Origin of the sequence: Acetobacter sp. DmW_043 (genome assembly GCF_002153485.1) — a bacterium.
Taxonomy (GTDB): Bacteria; Pseudomonadota; Alphaproteobacteria; order Acetobacterales; family Acetobacteraceae; genus Acetobacter; species Acetobacter thailandicus.
This window is the reverse complement of sequence record NZ_JOMN01000036.1, coordinates 24,179-41,197: the sequence shown is the minus strand read 5'-3', so window position 1 is coordinate 41,197 and position 17,019 is coordinate 24,179. Positions and strand designations below refer to the sequence as shown.

Here is a 17,019-nt window from a genome sequence, read left to right as displayed (position 1 = left end):
ACGCAAAAAATGCAGTGACGACAATGGTCAGCTTTCGTCACTGCGATAGGGAGAGAGCGTATTAAGCTCATCAATACGCTCTTTTATGGCCGCACGCTCATGCTCAAGGAAGGTCGAAACACTGTTGCGAAAGGAAGAGTTGCACAGCCAGTGTGCCGAGTGTGTCAGCACAGGCTGATAGCCACGCTGTATTTTGTGTTCACCCTGCGCACCGGCTTCAACACGTTTGAGCCCATGGGCAATGGCAAAGTCGATTGCCTGATAATAACAGAGTTCAAAATGCAGAAACGGCCACTCTCCTTCACAGCCCCAGTTACGACCATAGAGTGTGTCAGTGCCCATGAGGTTGAGTGCTGCGGCAACAGTACCTGTGTCCGAGCGTGCCTGCATCAGAACTACACGCTCCCCCAGTCTTTGAGAAAGGAGGGTGAAAAACTCTGGTGTCAGGTAGGCGCTGCTCCATTTGCGGTCGATCGTGTTTTCATAAAAACGGTAAAAATCGGCCCAGTCAGCTTCAGTAATGTCCGTGCCTCGCAGCACATGAAAAGTCAGGTCAGCAGTAGCATCACGGCGTTCACGTTTGATAGTTTTACGTTTGCGTGAGGAAAGAGCGGCCAGAAAATCATCAAAGCTCTTATATCCGTTATTATGCCAGTGATATTGCACACCAAGGCGGGGCAGCCAGTCACGGCCTGTCGTGATGTTACTTTCCTCCACGGTGCAAAAGGTAATATGAGCGGATGAAAATTCCAGGCTTTCGCAAATCTGACGTATGGCATCTGTCATGATGACGGATGTTTCTGCCGGAGCATCGGGATGTATAAGCAGGCGCGGGCCGGTTACAGGCGAGAAGGGCACAGCGCTGAGAAGCTTGGGGTAATAGTGCCCCCCGGCAGCTTCAAACGCCTGAGCCCACCTCTGATCAAAAACATATTCGCCCCATGAGTGCATTTTGAAATAAGCAGGGCAAAGGCCAGCCAGAGTGCCGTCTGGCGCATGCAGGGCAATGTGCCGTGGCATCCATCCGGCATCAGGGCAGACAGATTTACTGTCTTCCAGGGCGGAGAGAAAAGCATGGCTGATAAATGGATTATCAGCCCCCGCACAGCCATCCCATATCTCTGCGGGGATGGCATGAATGCCCTCGTGGAGTTTGACAGACCAGTCGGACATTCTGTGTCTCTCCTTTTGTCGTCAGCCTATTTCGAACATACCTTCAACTTCAACAGGTGCGTCAAGCGGCAGCGAGGGTACACCAACTGTTGAGCGTGCGTGGCGGCCGGCATCACCAAAAACTTTAACCGCCAGGTCTGATGCACCATTCATTACAGCTGCGTGGTTTGTAAACTCAGGAGTGCAGGCAATAAACCCGCCCAGGCGCACCACACGTTTAACACGGCTCAGGTCACCTGTGGCGGCTTTGACCTGGGCAATGACGTTAATCATGCTGTGATAAGCTGCTTCAACGGCTGTTTCGACAGAGACTGCACCGCCAAGTTTGCCTGTGGCAAACAGCTTGCCATTCACCAGAGGCAGCTGCCCTGAAACAACCAGAAGGGAGCCGCTCTGTACGTAAGAAACGTAATTGGCTACCGGCGTCGCGGGGACAGGTAAAGTAATATGTAATTCTGCAAGACGTTCTTCAGGTGTGGTGCTCATTTTAGACTCCGTTCAGGTGGCTGACGCGGAAAAGGAAGTGCGGTGTGCGTCAGCTTACGACGAGGCGAAGCCCCCGTCGGTGTGGTGGAGGGTTGCCGTCATCGTCGGCAAAATCAAGGGGAAGAAGCGGATCAGGGTCAGTTTCATGGGCATCAGGCGGGCTGTCGGGCATACGTTTGCCCAGGTAAGCATCTGACAGGGCACGAAAAGCATAATCGAGCATTGACGTTGCATATTCTGCCACAGGGTCACCCTCAACTGTACCGGCCGGTCCGAAGCAGGAATAGGCAAAGCTGTTGATATATTCCTCAAGCGGGGCACCATATTGCAGGCCAATGCTGACAGCTTCACCAAAGCTTTCCATCAGACCTTTTGCCATAGCACTTTCGCGGGTGGGGGTCAGGGACAACTCACCCAGGGTGCCGTCATCATATTCTCCGGTGCGTAAAAACAGCCGGTGTCCGCCAATCGTGGTTTTTTGTACGAATCCACCATGACGGTGAGGCAGAGCCCGTCTCATACCGCGCTCAAGATGGCGGTTAAGAGGCGGGGCTTCCGGGTCGGGGCGTGCAGGCATATGGTCTACAAAGCCGGTCAGGGCGCGATACATCGCCATATGGGCAGAGGCCGCGGGCAGGGGCAGAACTTCCTCGCCTGCCAGAGCCGCAGCCAGAGCCGTTTCGGCTGTGAAATTGCGTGCACGCAGGCGGTCGAGCGTGCTTTTTGCCAGTTGTCCGCTGGGGCGCAGCAGTGAAAAGACCGGCGCCAGACCGCAGGCTTCAGCGCCGAGCAGGCCATCAACCGGGCCTGGGGCAGAAAAACCTGTCTCGACAGGGAGCAGAGGAGTTTCTGTTTCTGTTGCTGCCTCATTCCAGACTGCGCGCAGGCTCTGGTCAAGGCCAGGTAAAACAGTACGTACCGGCGGCAGAGGCAGGGAGTCGGGGCCACAGCCACAATGGGTTGTCAGTGTAGCCAGGGCGGCAATGGCACAGGCGGCTGCACGTCCGTCCTCACTGTCATAACCAAGACCGACTCCGGCCAGGCAGGCGTCCAGGTTGGTCAGGAGGATTGTGCCTGCTGTGGCAGGAGCCTCCGGCAGAGTTTCTTTTTCTTCGCTCTGGCGATGAGCGGGGAACATCTCAGGCAGGGGCAGCTCACCATTACGCAGTTCTGCTTTTGAGCGTGTGGTTTCGCGCAGAATTGAGCAGAGCAGACGCAGTGCCGCTACGAATGTTTCTGATGCAAACCCTTCGCCTGGTGTGACAAAAGCTGCGAGATTGACAACAAAACCGGGAGAACGGTCAAAGCTGCATGACCACAGGCTTTCAGTGGGGGCAGCCTGCCTCATAAGTAAGAGCCAGGTGAGAGAGCGGGCCGTTGCTTCATCATGAGTCAGCGCCTCAACCCAGCATGATGCTGCAGCTGAAATGTTGACGGCTCCGCGTCCAGGCACAAGCTGTGCCAGAGCAGCGGCGGCATCGGTGTCCCATTCTGCGGGCAGCGTAACGGAGCGGAGAGGGGCATCCGGGTCAGCTGCGGTCTGGTGTGTGTTCATGAGAACACCATTCCAGTGATGTCTGGCTCTTGTCATAGGTTAAGTTTACGCCCCCTGTATGGGGCAGTGAAACCCGTCAGGAGGCAGATTCTGTCCCCATAATATCGGGTATTACGAGGATATGGGGGATAACTTTTTTCAGCTCAGCAGATGGTGATGAGAATAAAAGTTAAAAGAGAGTAGACCTTCCCCCCGTGAGCGCATTAAAGTTCAGACATGGCAAATCTTGGAACACGGCTTTACACACGCCGCAAAGGACGCCTGGTTGGCAAAGATGACCATGGGCGCTGTTATTACGAATCGACTGGCCCGGCGCGGCGCGGTGGTGGCACCGACCGTGTTGAGCGCTGGGTGATCTACCTTAAGGGGGAAGATCCTTCAGCCGTGCCGGCAGAATGGTGGGGCTGGCTGCATCATACCTTTGATGCGCCGATTCCTCAGGCTGAGCGTAAGCCCTGGCAGTTGCCGCATGAGCCGAATCTGACGGGCACAGCAGAGGCCTATCGTCCGCCGGGCAGCCCGTATAAGACAGGGGTAACCCCGCCGGGTACGGGAGAATATGACGCCTGGTCACCAGAGACGTGATCTGACAGGCACTCTCTGTTAGAGAGTTCAGATAAGACAGACAGGGAGTGCGGAGTAGTCATGGCTTCGGTAGTAAAAGTGCAGGGGCGGCGCAGTGCGGCAGAACTTCTGACCGGTGTAATCGTTTTGCTCGCTCTGGCGATCATGCTGGTTGTTGCTGTTGTCAGTGAAGGGCGTAGTACAGACAGTACAGGTTATGTGCTGCATGCCAGTTTTGACCATATTGACGGTCTGGGTCCTGGTTCAGATGTGCGTCTGGCCGGGGTCACGGTCGGTCAGGTTACATCAGAGCGGGTGAATCCCGCTAACTACAGGGCAGAAGTGACTTTTACGGTCAGGCCGGATATTAAATTATCGGCAGATACCGGGGCGATTGTCACAAGCGACAGCCTGCTGGGTGGTAAGTATATTGCCCTTTCTCCGGGGGGGGATGACAAAAACCTGAAACCTGGCGACACATTGACCCAGACACAGGGTGCGATCAGTCTTGAACAGTTACTGAGTAAGTTTATCTTTTCTGTAACCGATACACTGACGCGCGCTAATAAAGATGCTGCAAATAAAAACGGAGCTGATGCGCCCTGACTGCTCATCAGTTCATGACGCCGGAGATAAAAGAGTCAATGACTGTCGCGCCTGAGCTCTGGTTGCAGGAGAACGGACACCCTGTAACATGTGTTGAAAAGATACGGGTTTTGCAAGAGAACTGGTCAGAGCTCAGGGATGTCATGCAGGATGCTTTCGATGATGCCCTTCTGATGGGTGTCGGAGAACAGGTTATGCGCGAGCACCTGATAAATCTTGTATCCTCACTGACTTCGCCTCAGAGGTCAGGCGACGTATGAGGCGCTCTGTATTGCACAAAAATACGGTGTTCATAGCAGGTTGTTTTATAACAGCTGTTGCGCCTGTATCCGCTGCACTGGCGCAGCTGACGCCACTGGCCCCGCCTGCGATTTACCCCGCTGATACGTGGCAGGGTAAGTCAGTTGCAGTTGTCAGGGTACTCGACAGGCTTGATGCTCATGTCGAGCTGGTCACTGTGCCTGTTGGCACGACCGGGCATTATAAAAGTCTCGATATAACGCCGCGTCGCTGCCTGCAGCGGCCGCCAACTCTGTCACCTGATTCAGCTGCATGGCTGGATCTGCATGATACCCGCAAAGAGGGTGCAGTCTTTAATGGCTGGATGCTGGAGGCAGAGCCATGGGCTGGTGTATTTGAGAGTGCTGGCTATGACGTGCGTATGGTGCGTTGTGAAGGGCAGGACGCGTCGCCGGCTCTGCCAGCTTTGCCTGTGCCGGCAGTTCCGTCACTGAGAGCTGCGCCACCGACACTCGACGGATCATCGTCAGGTTCAGCTTTGCAGTCTCCTGCCGAAGCGCTTCCTTCTCCGTCAGCGGGGCCGGAAACAGGTGGTGAATATTAAGGGTCTGTCACTCATCTGTGATTACAATTGTGCAGGCAGACCATTTTTAAGACAGGATGTGTCGGTATCTTCTCGGAGAAGATGGTTTTGTGTGACAGATGTCGCGTGGAGCCGACATGCGATATGCAATAAAGAGGTATAGCACGTGAGTGGTCCAGTTTCAGAACACGAAAGCCCCCTTCAGATCCCTGCACTGAGTCAGGCCGCATTTCTTCTGGATTTTGACGGAACTCTTGTTGATATTGCCCCGACCCCTGAATCGGTCATTGTGCCTGAGACATTACCGCAGGTTTTGCGTAAATTGCGTGCGTTGTGTGGTGATGCCCTGGCTGTTGTGTCTGGCAGGCCTATTGACCAGATAGATCATTTTCTTGGTGATATTCCGTTTGCTGTTGCGGGTGAACACGGCATAGCTATTCGTCATCGTCCGGGCGGAGAAATTGAGAAAGCAGCTTTGCCTGTTGTGCCCCCACTGTGGCTGGCAGAAGCACAGAAGCTGACTGATGCCTGGCCTGGCACACGCCTCGAGCATAAGCAGGCTGGTTTTGTGCTGCATTACCGTGGGGCACCTGAAGCCGGTAACATACTGAAGAAAGAGGCTTCAAACTGGCTTACGAGCGCAAAGGGAGCATTTCACCTGCAGGCAGCCAAGATGGCGTGGGAGGTAAGGCCCACCGGTATTGATAAAGGTTATGCTGTTGCCGCTCTGATGGAACATTTCCCGTTCGCCGGGCGTAAGCCGGTTTTTGTCGGCGATGATGTAACTGATGAGGATGGTATTGCCGCTGCAAAACGACTGGGCGGTGTTGGTTTGCGTATTCCGACCAACTTTGCAAATCCTGCTGCGTTACGCGCCTGGTTATCAGCCCTTGTTAAAGAGGAGGGATAGGAGTTATGGGGCGTCTTGTTGTTGTTTCGAACAGAGTTCCCTCTTCATCTGATCGCCACCATCCGGCCGGAGGGCTCGCTGTTGCGTTGCAGGACGCATTACGGCGTGGCGAATCGCTCTGGTTTGGCTGGTCTGGCAAACAGGTTGCGGAGGAAGAAAAGCACAGCCGCACGGTAAGTCAGGAACAGGTGGAGAATGTAACATATGCCACAATTGACCTGACACACTCTGAGTTTGATGGGTTCTATCAGAAATATTCAAACGGCATTCTCTGGCCTCTGTGTCATTATCGGGCCGGCCTGATGGATTTTATTCGCAGAGACAGGGAAATTTATCTCGATGTGAATAAATTTTATGCCCGTAAGCTCAGTGACCTTCTGCGACCTGACGATATTATCTGGGTGCATGATTATCACCTGTTTCCCTTTGCTCAGGCTCTGCGCAATTTGGGTGTGAAGAATAAAATTGGCTTCTTCCTGCATATTCCGTTTCCGCCATGGAGCCTGATGAAGTCCCTGCCGAGTGCTGTCTCGCTGCTGAAAAATATGCAGGCATATGATGTCATCGGTTTGCAGACAGAAGATGATGCCCGCAACATGAATGACGGGTTTATGCAGTGCGGGTTTGGCCCGCGTGCTCAGGCTTTTCCTATTGGTATTGATCCTGATAGTTTTGCCCGGCAGGCTGAAGCCGGTGAGCATGATGCTGAAGTACACCGCCTGAAGGCCAGTCTGCGCGGTCGTCCTCTGGTTATCGGGGTTGATCGTCTTGATTATTCTAAAGGTCTGCCTGAGCGTTTTCTGGGATATGAGGCGTTTCTTAAACGTTTCCCGGAGCATAAAGGTAAGGTGATGTATTTGCAGATCACGCCTGTTTCTCGCGGGAATGTGGCGGATTATAAAGCACTGAAGCGTGACCTTGATGAAACTGCAGGCCGTATTAACGGCATGTATGGTGATTTTGACTGGACGCCTATTCGTTACCTGACACAGTCAGTGCCGCGCCATCTTCTGGCGGGGTTCTATCGCCTGGCAGATGCAGCATTGGTGACACCGCTGCGTGACGGGATGAATCTGGTAGCAAAAGAGTTTGTTGCTGCGCAGAAGGAACATAATCCCGGTTCGTTAATTTTGTCGCGTTTTGCCGGTGCTGCAGCCGAGATGGAAGATGCTTTACTGGTTAATCCGCATGATCCGGAAGAAATTTCGGATGCGCTTCATCGTGCGCTGATTATGCCTAAGGCTGAAAGACTTGCACGCGGTAAAAAGCTTAGAGAGAGCGTCTGGCGTGTCACTGCCAGCAGCTGGGCACGTGATTTTCTTGAGGAATTGTCAAAAGACAGGCCTGAGTGAGAGGTTTTGATGTCACGTAGAACAGGTTTGTTTCTGATCGCTGCCTCCTGTATGGCGCTGGGGGTGGCGTGGTTTGTTGAGCATGTGATGTCAGTTATGCCGTGCGAGCTTTGCCTGGCTGAACGCTGGCCCTGGCGTATTCTGCTGGTTATTGGTCTGGTTGATGTTTTGTTGCCTGGAGCCGCAGGAGGGGTAGTATTGTGGCTTGCCGCTCCGGTTCTGCTTGCTTCCTGCGCTCTGGCTGTTTGTCACGCCGGGGTAGAGTGGCACTGGTGGCCAAGTCCGTTCCCGGCGTGCCGGGCTCCGCATGTGACAGGCACTACAATGGCAGAGCGGCTGGCTTCGATGCCACGTTTCCCGTCTAAACCGTGTGATGCACCAACATATCTTATTCCTGACCTGCCTGTTTCTATGAGTGTTATGGGGGGAGGATATGCGGCTGTTGTTCTGCTGATATTTGTAAAACTCAAACTGATGAAAAAGCGGGTTTTTCGTTAAATTATTTGCGTCAGGCTCTTTGTTGGGGAAGCCTGACGTGTGGTTACCTCGGGTTTTTCAACCAGCTGACACGGTGTCCCATTAAAGCCAGTGGGATGAAAAAAGTACTGCCAGCACAGAATATTATCGACATAAAACAGCTAACCTGAAAATCTAATAATTCACTACTTTGATTCTCTGTAAAATGTGGTGGGAAATTATAAACAATTATTGTTGAATAATAAGCCTGTAATATATAAAGATATTGATAAATTGATAAATTTCTTCATTTTCTTTAATAAAATAATTCTCTTTTCGTTGTCTTTTGTTTTTAATGCTTTTCGTGAGTTTTTCTGCACATAATATGCAAATCCAAATGCTGTAAATATGCCTATTGTCATTGCATGTTTTGCATATTCTGGAGAAAAAACCTTCAATCAAAGATATAATAAAAGATGAAATTCCCAGTCCGCCAGGTACTATCATTCCGAATGTAAGAATAAAATTCTCTTTTGCTGTAATGTCAATCTGATATCCGAGCGATTGTAAGTGTTATTTTCTTTTCATTTGTTTTTATTGCTACAAATAAAAGAGAAGTGATGTTTTTTAATATTTCGTGCAATCATGTCATTGTTGGTAGGGGCTGGTGCATCGCTGGTCATGCTTTCTGCCCCGTATGCTGTTAACCCTGGTGACAGGCCCTCTTTATTCATTAATCGAACAACATTGGCTTGGAATAACAATCTTGCTTTATCTGCTTTTTGCAAAGTACGCTTAGTAATTTGTAAAAGTTTTTGGCTGTAAAATACCCGGCTGACTAATACTCCTGGCAGGCTGAAAAATCTTTTTCAGCCTGTTTGATAGTGCCTTAGCGAATTAAAGTGTTTGTTCTGTCCTGTTCAGCAACACGTATGGCCAGATTATACAGGCCTGAACTTGCCTGGGTGCCAAGCTGGCCAATCTCAGTAAGAGAGAACCAGCGTGCTTCCATGGCATCGTCGCTGGCTGCAACGGGTGTTTGTTCATCTCCTGTCTCGATGCAGCAGATAGCCGTAATCACATAATGAAAGAGCAGTGTGCCGTCAGCGGCATGGCGTATGGTTTCGATAATATCAGCGATATGGGTCGCTGTGCTGGTCAGGCCGGTTTCTTCTTTTAACTCGCGCTCTGCTGCGCTGAACAAACGTTCGCCCGGCTCGACTTTTCCTCCGGGAAAGCCCCATAGCCCTGCGTCAGGCGCATTCAGGCGCCGGACAAGCAAAAACAGGTTTTGTCTGCGCACAACAGAAATCACGCCAGCACGCGGCACGACTGGTGGCTTTGTCGGGTCTGCATGGGTTTTTGAGGTAGCTTTCGCTTTTGTCTGAGCTTCAGTCTTTATTTTTGGGCGCGTATTCGTCTGGGTTTCGCCTGGCGTTATACGAGTCGACTGACTGTAGGCGGATGACGGAGAAAGTCTCTGATATTTCATGAATCACACTACATTTAAAAAACGGTGCTATAAATCAGCATATTGAATGGAAATATTGTCTGGTTATCATTTAATATTAACTTTTATTAATATAGTCGTAAAGACAAACGCATAAAAATATACGCCTGCTCATACACCCTTGCAGGTCAACTGGTTAAGCGCCATCTTTGGCACATGGCAACAAAATCCTCTCCCCGTGCAGCGTCCCGGCGTTCTTCTCTGAGTGAGAGAGCCGCAGCTCTTCCTCCGGTTACCTTCGCGCCGGAAAAGCAGTCGCCTCGTCCCAAGCTGCGCAGAATGGAGGTTGTGTCTGAATACGAGCCTGCCGGTGATCAGCCGCGTGCTATCGGTGAGCTTGTGGCCGGCGTTGAACAGGGGGAGCGCGATCAGGTTCTGCTGGGGGTTACGGGGTCGGGTAAAACCTTCAGTATGGCTCAGGTCATTCAGGCTACGCAAAAGCCAACGCTTATTCTTGCTCCTAATAAAACACTGGCAGCTCAGCTTTATGGCGAGATGAAGCAGTTTTTCCCTCATAACGCAGTCGAGTATTTTGTCAGTTATTATGACTATTATCAGCCTGAGGCTTATGTGCCGCGCTCTGATACATTTATTGAAAAAGATAGTCAGATTAACGAGCAGATTGACCGTATGCGCCATGCTGCGACGCAGGCTTTGCTTGAGCGTAACGACGTTATTATCGTTGCTTCGGTGTCGTGTATTTATGGTATCGGCTCACCTGAAACATATTCGGATATGGTTATCAGAGTAGTCAATGGTGACGAACTGAACCGTGAGCAGCTGATACAGCGGCTGGTCGAATTGCAGTATCGTCGTAATGATATGGCTTTCGCGCGCGGGTGCTTTCGTGTGCGTGGTGAGACGATCGATATTTTCCCTGTGCAGAACGAGGATCGTGCCTGGCGTATTTCGCTGTTTGGAGATGAAATTGACGGTATTACTGAATTTGATCCTCTGACAGGCGAAAAAACGGCTGATTTGCAACATATCGCTATTTACGCGAACAGCCATTATGTCACGCCCAGACCCACGCTGAAGCAGGCCATGGTCGGGATTAAGGATGAACTGCGTGAGCAGCTTGATCTTTTTAACCAGCAGGGCAAGCTGCTTGAGGCTGAGCGTTTGCAGCAGCGCACAACCTTTGACCTTGAGATGCTTGAGACCACGGGCGTATGTAAAGGTATCGAAAATTACTCCCGTTATCTTTCAGGGCGCAGGCCGGGCGATCCGCCCCCTACGTTATTTGAATATCTGCCTGAAGATGCTCTGCTGATTGTTGATGAAAGTCATGTCACTGTGCCGCAGATTGGTGGTATGGAGCGAGGGGATAATGCACGTAAGTCAACACTCGCTGAATTTGGTTTCAGGCTGCCTTCCTGCCTGGATAACCGGCCTCTGAATTTTGCTGAATGGGATACTTTCAGGCCGCAGACTATTTTTGTCAGTGCGACACCTGGTCCGTGGGAGATGGAGCGTACCGGTGGTGTGTTCGCAGAGCAGGTAATTCGTCCGACAGGGCTGGTTGATCCGGTCACAGATATTCGTCCGGTTGAGCATCAGGTGGATGATCTGCTTGCCGAGTGCCGTACTACGGTTGAAGCCGGCGGGCGCATTCTGGTGACGACGCTGACCAAGCGCATGGCAGAAGACCTGACCGAGTATTTGTCTGAGGCCGGAGTCAAAGTCAGGTATCTGCATTCTGATATTGATACACTTGAGCGTATTGAGATTATCCGTGACCTGCGTATGGGCACTTTTGATGTGCTGATAGGTATTAACCTGCTGCGTGAAGGGCTTGATATCCCCGAGTGTGCTCTGGTCGCCATTCTTGATGCGGATAAAGAAGGTTTTTTACGCTCCCGTACATCTCTGATTCAGACCGTAGGGCGCGCAGCCCGTAATGTGAACGGGCGCGTTATTTTCTATGCTGATAAAATGACTGATTCCCTGCGCTATGCGATTGAAGAGACGGCAAGGCGGCGTGAGAAGCAGATTGACTGGAATACAGCGCATGGCATTACCCCCCGCAGTGTGCAGAAAACCGTAGGAGAGCCCGTAGCAGCTGCTTTTGAAAAAGCTGAGGCAGAAACCACCAGGGCAGGAGAAGTAATGACACCACACATGCCCACCGGGCAGGAGCTGAGTGTGGTGATTGCCCGGCTTGAGAAAGAGATGCGTCAGGCGGCGGCTAATCTGGAGTTTGAAACTGCTGCCCGCCTGCGCGACGAAGTTAAGCGGCTGGAGGCTTTGCAGCTGGGTATTGAACCACCACCACCTGTTTTTGATCCATCAGCGCAAATCGCGGCCAGAGCGCCGGGTAACCGGCGTAAGAGAAAGTGACAGGTTTATGCCTCGTGTCATGGCAGAGAAAGAGCACTGACTAATGGTTTGATTTTGATGAGGCTATAAAGGTTGTGAGTAAAGAAAAAATTGAGAACTGATAGAGCAGCCCTGTAAAAATCTCACAACCGACAACAAGCCGTGACAGGTCGGCGGTAGGATATATATCTCCATATCCTGTTGTTGTAATGGTGATAAGGCTGAAATAAAGAGCAATAGGAAGAGAGAAATATGTTTCCGATGAGGGAATGGCAAAAGAATGATCTATATTGTCGTTTAATATAAGATATATTATAGCGAAGGAAACGCATGTAAATAAATAAGTTATAAAAGTAAAAAATGAAGCGACGATCTTGGGTGGATTATGTTTTGTAAAAAGCCTTGTGCCAACAACAAGGCTTAATATCGGGCTGGCAAGGGATGTTATTATCCCTATAAATATTGAAAATTCTTTCGTTATTAAATTAATGCTGTATAATAATATCGATACAGCCTGAATTGATATTATTATAATATAAATTATTGAAAATAATGAGATTTTTTCATTTTTTATATAAAGAAATCTCATTTTTAAGAATCTTTGTGGTTTTTCTGTAATATAATATTAACCTTGCAGGGCCTGCTCTCCGCGTGCAGAACAAAGAAACGAGAGACCGAAAAGAGACTGGTTTTCTGTTTTGTTTCTGTTCTTATCATGGTGAACCTGATTCCATTGTGTCGTGTGTATCATCAGATGCAGGAGTAACCGGAGCTGAAGTCTCCAGCCAGCTTTTTATCAGAGTATAGGTTACTGATAAAATAACAGGGCCGATAAAAATACCAATCAGACCAAAGCCTGTAAGTCCACCCATCACACCAACCATAATGAGTATGAGTGGAATACTGGCCTGTTTACGAATCAGGTAGGGGCGCAGCAGGTTGTCAATTGCGATCGTTACTATCGTTATGGCCATCAGGATGGTCGCTTTCAGTGGGTTCCCGGCGATAAACATCCAGATAACAATAGGGATAAGTGTCAGGCCCGGACCAGCCTGAAGCAGGCAGACCATAAAGGTAATAGCTGTTAATACCGTGGCTCCTGGTACGTCAGTTGCAATCAGCCCGGCGCCGGCTACGGCTGTTTCAGCCAGAGCAGTAATTGTTACAGCAATAGCAACACCACGAATGGTATGCCCGGCCTGAAGCATCATATTCTGGCCTTTTATTCCTGCCAGGGAGTAACCCAGCCCCAGCATAACCTGCGTAATCTTTTCTCCCTTTGCATGCATAAACGCCATAATGACCAGCATAAGTAAAAACTGAATGGTGAGCATGCTAAAGCCACCCAGGTTATTGAGCAGCCAGCGAAGAATTTCATTTGTGCTAGGCAGGTGCCCGGTTAGCAGTTGTGGCAGGCGGGTATTTTCTATCCGGTGCCATGCTGAGTGTGTATATGGCCCGATATAAGGCATGTTGGTCAGCCATGCGGGCTCAGGGGGGATGCGAAAAGAGGCGGTGCTATGCGCGAAAGCAATCAGAGTGCTGCTGTATTGTATGACAGTGAGAGCTGCCAAAAAAAAAGGTAAAACAAAAACCATAAGTGCAAATAAAGTAGTCACAGCGATGGCAAGAGGCCTGCTGCCCCACAGTATTTTTTGCAGGCTTAGCAATAAAGGCCAGGTGGTGATGCCAATTGTCATGGCCCAGATTGTTGCGGGTAAAAATGGCCGTATGACCCACAGTGAAAATAAAATCATGACGCATGTCATCATAGCGCCCAGAACGGCTCGGGTCAGATGCGATGAGGGGGGAGTAACACTCATTAAGTGGCGCTCATAATGGAGGTCAGAGGTATTTAAAAAATGTATGACGACTGAGATAAAGATATTTCTTCGCGTTAATCATCTTAAGGTCGTATCTTAATACATTATTGAAAAATTATAAAATGAAGGAATATTTTTTGTGGATAATAAAGATTTAAAAAAGAATTTTTCAGGTGATTTTTCATGCTGATGCAGCGCAGGTTTCTTCCTTTTTTATATGCTGCTTATATGCTTGTGGCAGGTTTATTTTGTATTATTCTTACTCCCCCTTTTCAGGTTGCGGATGAACCTGCTCATTTTATGCGTACATTTCAGATTGCGGGTGGAGGGCTTGTTGGTGTGAAGCGCTCCTCGTCTGAGAGTGGTGGTGTTTTGCCTGTTTCTGTCAGGCAGCTGATCGACATATTTCAGGATAGCGGCGGCACAGATAAAACACAGATTATGGCGGGGAAGATTGCGGCTTCTATGGTGCTTCCCTTTAATAAAACAACTGAGTTTGCAGGCTTTCCAAACAGTGTGCTTTATCCCCCGGTTTCTTATACAGGTGCAGTTGCAGGTGTATTAGTGGGGAAAAAGCTGCACTCGAGTATGCTGGGCATGTTTTATCTGGCACGTGCGGGCAATCTTCTTGTTAATACAGTAGTTGGCACACTGGCATTATGTATTGCACAGGATTGTACGGCTGTTTTGCTGCTTCTTATCCTTGCGTTGCCAATGAGTGTGAGTCTGACGGCATCCTGCTCTCAGGATGGTATGGTACTGGCGCTGATGGCTCTTGCCGTTGCGCTGTTGTCATATTTTTGCGGGTTATCTGCACAGGCCCGTCTTTGTCAGGGGAAAATTCTCATTATTGCCGGGCTGGTTTCAGGGTGTGTGGCGGCAGCAAAAATGCCGTATGCTTTATTTCTGTGTCTTCCTTTTTTATGTGCAGGGCATAAGAATTTTTTGTCAGCATTACTGGCCTCACTCACCGGGTTTATAGTTTTTGCGTTGTGGGCATTGTTTGGCAGCGGCCCCGTTATCATTAATTTTCAGGTGCCTGGCGTGATGGCAGCTGACCAGATGATTTTTGTGCTTCATCATATCCCGTTTACACTCCATGTCGTATTGCACACCGTGCATGTACGCTGGTGGATTATGCTGCGTGAGAGTGTTGGTGTTCTGGGGTGGCTCAATGTGCTGTTGCCTGTGGGCTTTTATACGCTGGCATACTGGGTGTCGGGTATTGTGTTTGTGTTGTCCTTTTTTTTGAGGTGGCCAGTCGGCCTGAGCCGCTCGGGGCTCGCTCGTAGCCTGGGGTTGCTTGTTGTTCTCGCGATGGTGTGTCTGGGTATTTTCGTTGCATTGTACGTGACCTGGACAGCTGTGCAGGCGCCCATGGTTCAGGGGGTTCAGGGGCGTTATTTTTTACCTGTGCTGATGGCATTGTCTTTGTTGCCGGCTTTGTTAAGTATGTCAGATAAGCCTTTTACCCGTTATGAGTATAATATTTCGTTTCTTTCTGATGTTCTGATAAATATCACGGTTATTGTTTTCATATGTGCGTCGTGTATCACGCTTTATAAAACGCTTATTGCTCAGTACTGGTAAGGCATTTAAAGGTGTTTCATTCTCAGTCAAGAAAGGTGTTTTGATGTCTCAGGCGGTTCCTGCAGTGGCGGCATTACCTTCATGTCTGTTAAGAAACGCCCGGCTCCTGTCATCGCGTGATGATATTCTGCCTCTTCTGCCACGCCATGCTCACATTGCTGAAATTGGCGTGATGAAGGGTGATTTTTCAGAGAAATTTCTAAAAATCTGCAAGCCCTCTAAGTTTTATGCCATTGACGAATTCATGGTTCATAAGCTGCCGGAAGTATGGGGGCAGAAGACATCAGATCTGTTTGAAAATAAAACGCACGGGCAGTTTTTTAAAGATCGGTTTGCTTCGCAGGTCGCCAGTGGTCAGGTTGTGGTTATGGAAGGTGATAGCGGAACGATGCTTGCATCCCTTGCGGATGAGAGCCTGGATGTCGTTTATCTTGATGCCGACCATAATTACCATGCTGTGGTGCGTGACCTGGAGATTGCCCGTAAGAAAATGAAGCCTCACACCGGGCTTCTTATTCTTAACGATTATATCATGAGTGACGGTGCCAGCCCTTATGGTGTTATCCAGGCCGGGCACGAGTTTATGCTGCATCACGGATGGGAGATGGTTGCTTTCGCGTTGCACGACCATATGTATTGTGACGTTGTGTTGCGCAAAATGCCTGTCAGGCGGGCACGCAGGCTGGCGCAGCGTTTTGCTCTGGCCTGCGGTTATACAAAGCTGGGACGTTTTTAAAAGGCTGGTTGTGTAGTCAGGTGCTTAACTGTCTTCGGTCCGGCGTGACAGAAATCGTGCCAGAGTTGGCCCGGTGATCAGAACACAAAAGAACCTGGCAATCTGCATTGCAATGACAAATGGCATATCAACCTGCGTAGTTGAAGCAATAATTGCCACAGAATCTGCCCCTCCCGGACTGGTCGCCAGGTAAGCCGTTAGCAGATCAACATGTGCTATATGAGCGAGAACCACGGCAAAGCCGAAGCAAATAACAATAAGAGCAATAATTGTGCTCAGCAGACGTGGTAACACCCGGGCAGCATGCAATAAAATATCAGGTGTAAAACGCATGCCTATAGCCCAGCCGACAACAGCATAAGCGACGACGCGCAGAAGGAATGGCTGTTCAAGGTGTATTGAAAAACCAAGTCGCGCAATCATGCCCAGTGCCATGGGGAGCAAAAGCCCCCCGGCGGGAATGTTCAGCCATAACCCTATAGTGCTGCCCGTAAGCACTAGCCCCAGACCTGTCAGTATAGTGGCCGGCGAAATGACATGTGCAGCACTTTGCGCAACAGCCGGAGTGCCAAGTATACGCGCCATACAGGCTGCTATTACAGCGCAGCAGACAACCCTGAGATATTGCATGAAGGCAACAAGCCGCATATCAGCACCATAGGAGGCAGACATGAGCGTCATGACTGTCGCTGCCCCTGGTGAAAAACCCCATATAGCAGTCGTGCCCGGCAGCATTTTTGACCGTGTAAGGAACCAGCCCAGAAATGCTGCAGCTGAAAGGGTTGATAACGTGCCACCCAGAAAGACGGGCCAGTCAGACAAAATTTGCTGAAAGATTGTATGCGGAAGATAGCTGGCGATCATGACCCCGACAACGCCCTGGGCATATACAAAAGCAGGCTTGGGGAGTTTAATTTTCTGACCTCGCATAGACAGCATCACTGCTGCGGCGAGTGGGCCAAGGAGCGGAGCCGCAGGTAAACCGAGCCATTCAAGGAAAACAGAAAAAATAAGAGAGAGCAGCAGCAGAGCGCCCCAGCGTAAAGGTAAAGACCATGCTAAATCTTCTGAAGCTGACATGATGTTTATCCTTATATCTAAGAGCTGTAACGAGTG

17 protein-coding genes are annotated in these 17,019 nt (G+C 50.0%); 10 read left to right on the top strand and 7 right to left on the bottom strand.

Going from position 1 to position 17,019, the window contains the following annotated elements; translation table 11 throughout:
* Window positions 1-27: 27 nt before the first annotated feature.
* From HK11_RS09915 to HK11_RS09905, 3 genes are read right to left on the bottom strand one after another with little or no spacing between them, the layout of a single operon-like run.
* Entirely contained in the window at window positions 28-1,173 is a 1,146-nt protein-coding gene (locus HK11_RS09915) for a GNAT family N-acetyltransferase (protein WP_086555191.1), read from the bottom strand.
* Between the two features lie 21 nt (window positions 1,174-1,194).
* Window positions 1,195-1,659 carry a RidA family protein gene (locus HK11_RS09910; protein WP_086555190.1) on the bottom strand — a complete coding sequence of 155 codons (465 nt, stop codon included), beginning with the start codon at window positions 1,657-1,659 and terminating at the stop codon, window positions 1,195-1,197.
* Window positions 1,660-1,708: 49 nt separating this feature from the next.
* Entirely contained in the window at window positions 1,709-3,214 is a 1,506-nt protein-coding gene (locus HK11_RS09905) for a vitamin B12-dependent ribonucleotide reductase (RefSeq protein WP_233133415.1), read from the bottom strand.
* Between the two features lie 216 nt (window positions 3,215-3,430).
* On the opposite strand from HK11_RS09905, the gene HK11_RS09900 reads away from it, so the two are divergent.
* The 7 genes from HK11_RS09900 to HK11_RS09870 all read left to right on the top strand — a co-directional run bounded on the left by HK11_RS09900 (window position 3,431) and on the right by HK11_RS09870 (window position 7,967).
* Window positions 3,431-3,799: an NADH-ubiquinone oxidoreductase subunit NDUFA12 family protein gene (locus tag HK11_RS09900; RefSeq protein WP_086555188.1), complete on the top strand. Its 369-nt coding sequence runs from the start codon at window positions 3,431-3,433 to the stop codon at window positions 3,797-3,799.
* Window positions 3,800-3,859: 60 nt separating this feature from the next.
* Complete coding sequence (mlaD, locus tag HK11_RS09895; protein ID WP_086555187.1) at window positions 3,860-4,384, top strand: outer membrane lipid asymmetry maintenance protein MlaD; 525 nt, start codon at window positions 3,860-3,862, stop codon at window positions 4,382-4,384.
* A gap of 38 nt (window positions 4,385-4,422) precedes the next feature.
* Window positions 4,423-4,644, top strand: a complete 222-nt coding sequence (locus HK11_RS09890; RefSeq protein ID WP_086555186.1) for a hypothetical protein — start codon at window positions 4,423-4,425, stop codon at window positions 4,642-4,644.
* The gene (locus HK11_RS09885; RefSeq protein ID WP_086555185.1) at window positions 4,641-5,228 is read left to right on the top strand and encodes a DUF2155 domain-containing protein; all 588 of its coding nucleotides are present in this window, start codon (window positions 4,641-4,643) and stop codon (window positions 5,226-5,228) included. The genes HK11_RS09890 and HK11_RS09885 overlap by 4 nt, the downstream gene beginning before the upstream one ends.
* A gap of 145 nt (window positions 5,229-5,373) precedes the next feature.
* Window positions 5,374-6,117 carry a trehalose-phosphatase gene (otsB, locus tag HK11_RS09880; RefSeq protein WP_086555184.1) on the top strand — a complete coding sequence of 248 codons (744 nt, stop codon included), beginning with the start codon at window positions 5,374-5,376 and terminating at the stop codon, window positions 6,115-6,117.
* A gap of 5 nt (window positions 6,118-6,122) precedes the next feature.
* Window positions 6,123-7,469: a trehalose-6-phosphate synthase gene (locus HK11_RS09875; RefSeq protein ID WP_086555183.1), complete on the top strand. Its 1,347-nt coding sequence runs from the start codon at window positions 6,123-6,125 to the stop codon at window positions 7,467-7,469.
* 9 nt (window positions 7,470-7,478) lie between these two features.
* Complete coding sequence (locus HK11_RS09870) at window positions 7,479-7,967, top strand: disulfide bond formation protein B (protein WP_086555182.1); 489 nt, start codon at window positions 7,479-7,481, stop codon at window positions 7,965-7,967.
* An 847-nt stretch (window positions 7,968-8,814) separates the two neighbouring features.
* Here the strand turns inward: HK11_RS09870 and HK11_RS09860 are convergent.
* Entirely contained in the window at window positions 8,815-9,417 is a 603-nt protein-coding gene (locus HK11_RS09860; RefSeq protein WP_086555180.1) for an NUDIX hydrolase, read from the bottom strand.
* Window positions 9,418-9,591: 174 nt separating this feature from the next.
* Here HK11_RS09860 and uvrB point away from each other — a divergent pair, with 174 nt between their 5' ends.
* Window positions 9,592-11,775, top strand: coding sequence for an excinuclease ABC subunit UvrB (uvrB, locus tag HK11_RS09855; protein WP_086555179.1), 2,184 nt, complete (start codon window positions 9,592-9,594; stop codon window positions 11,773-11,775).
* Window positions 11,776-11,815: 40 nt separating this feature from the next.
* Here uvrB and HK11_RS12740 read toward each other — a convergent pair whose 3' ends face one another.
* Entirely contained in the window at window positions 11,816-12,343 is a 528-nt protein-coding gene (locus HK11_RS12740; protein ID WP_086555178.1) for a potassium channel family protein, read from the bottom strand.
* 124 nt (window positions 12,344-12,467) lie between these two features.
* A complete protein-coding gene (locus tag HK11_RS09845; RefSeq protein WP_086555177.1) occupies window positions 12,468-13,577 on the bottom strand; it encodes an AI-2E family transporter in 1,110 nt (369 codons plus the stop codon).
* 183 nt (window positions 13,578-13,760) lie between these two features.
* Between HK11_RS09845 and HK11_RS09840 the strand changes: the two genes are divergently transcribed.
* Together HK11_RS09840 and HK11_RS09835 are read left to right on the top strand one after the other, a co-directional pair.
* A complete protein-coding gene (locus HK11_RS09840; RefSeq protein ID WP_086555176.1) occupies window positions 13,761-15,167 on the top strand; it encodes a DUF2142 domain-containing protein in 1,407 nt (468 codons plus the stop codon).
* A 43-nt stretch (window positions 15,168-15,210) separates the two neighbouring features.
* On the top strand, window positions 15,211-15,903 hold the full coding sequence (locus HK11_RS09835) for a class I SAM-dependent methyltransferase (RefSeq protein ID WP_086555175.1): 693 nt from the start codon (window positions 15,211-15,213) through the stop codon (window positions 15,901-15,903).
* Between the two features lie 24 nt (window positions 15,904-15,927).
* Here the strand turns inward: HK11_RS09835 and HK11_RS09830 are convergent, their stop codons facing one another.
* Window positions 15,928-16,983 (bottom strand): AbrB family transcriptional regulator, encoded by a 1,056-nt coding sequence (locus HK11_RS09830; protein WP_086555174.1) that lies wholly within the window; start codon window positions 16,981-16,983, stop codon window positions 15,928-15,930.
* Window positions 16,984-17,019: the final 36 nt, after the last annotated feature.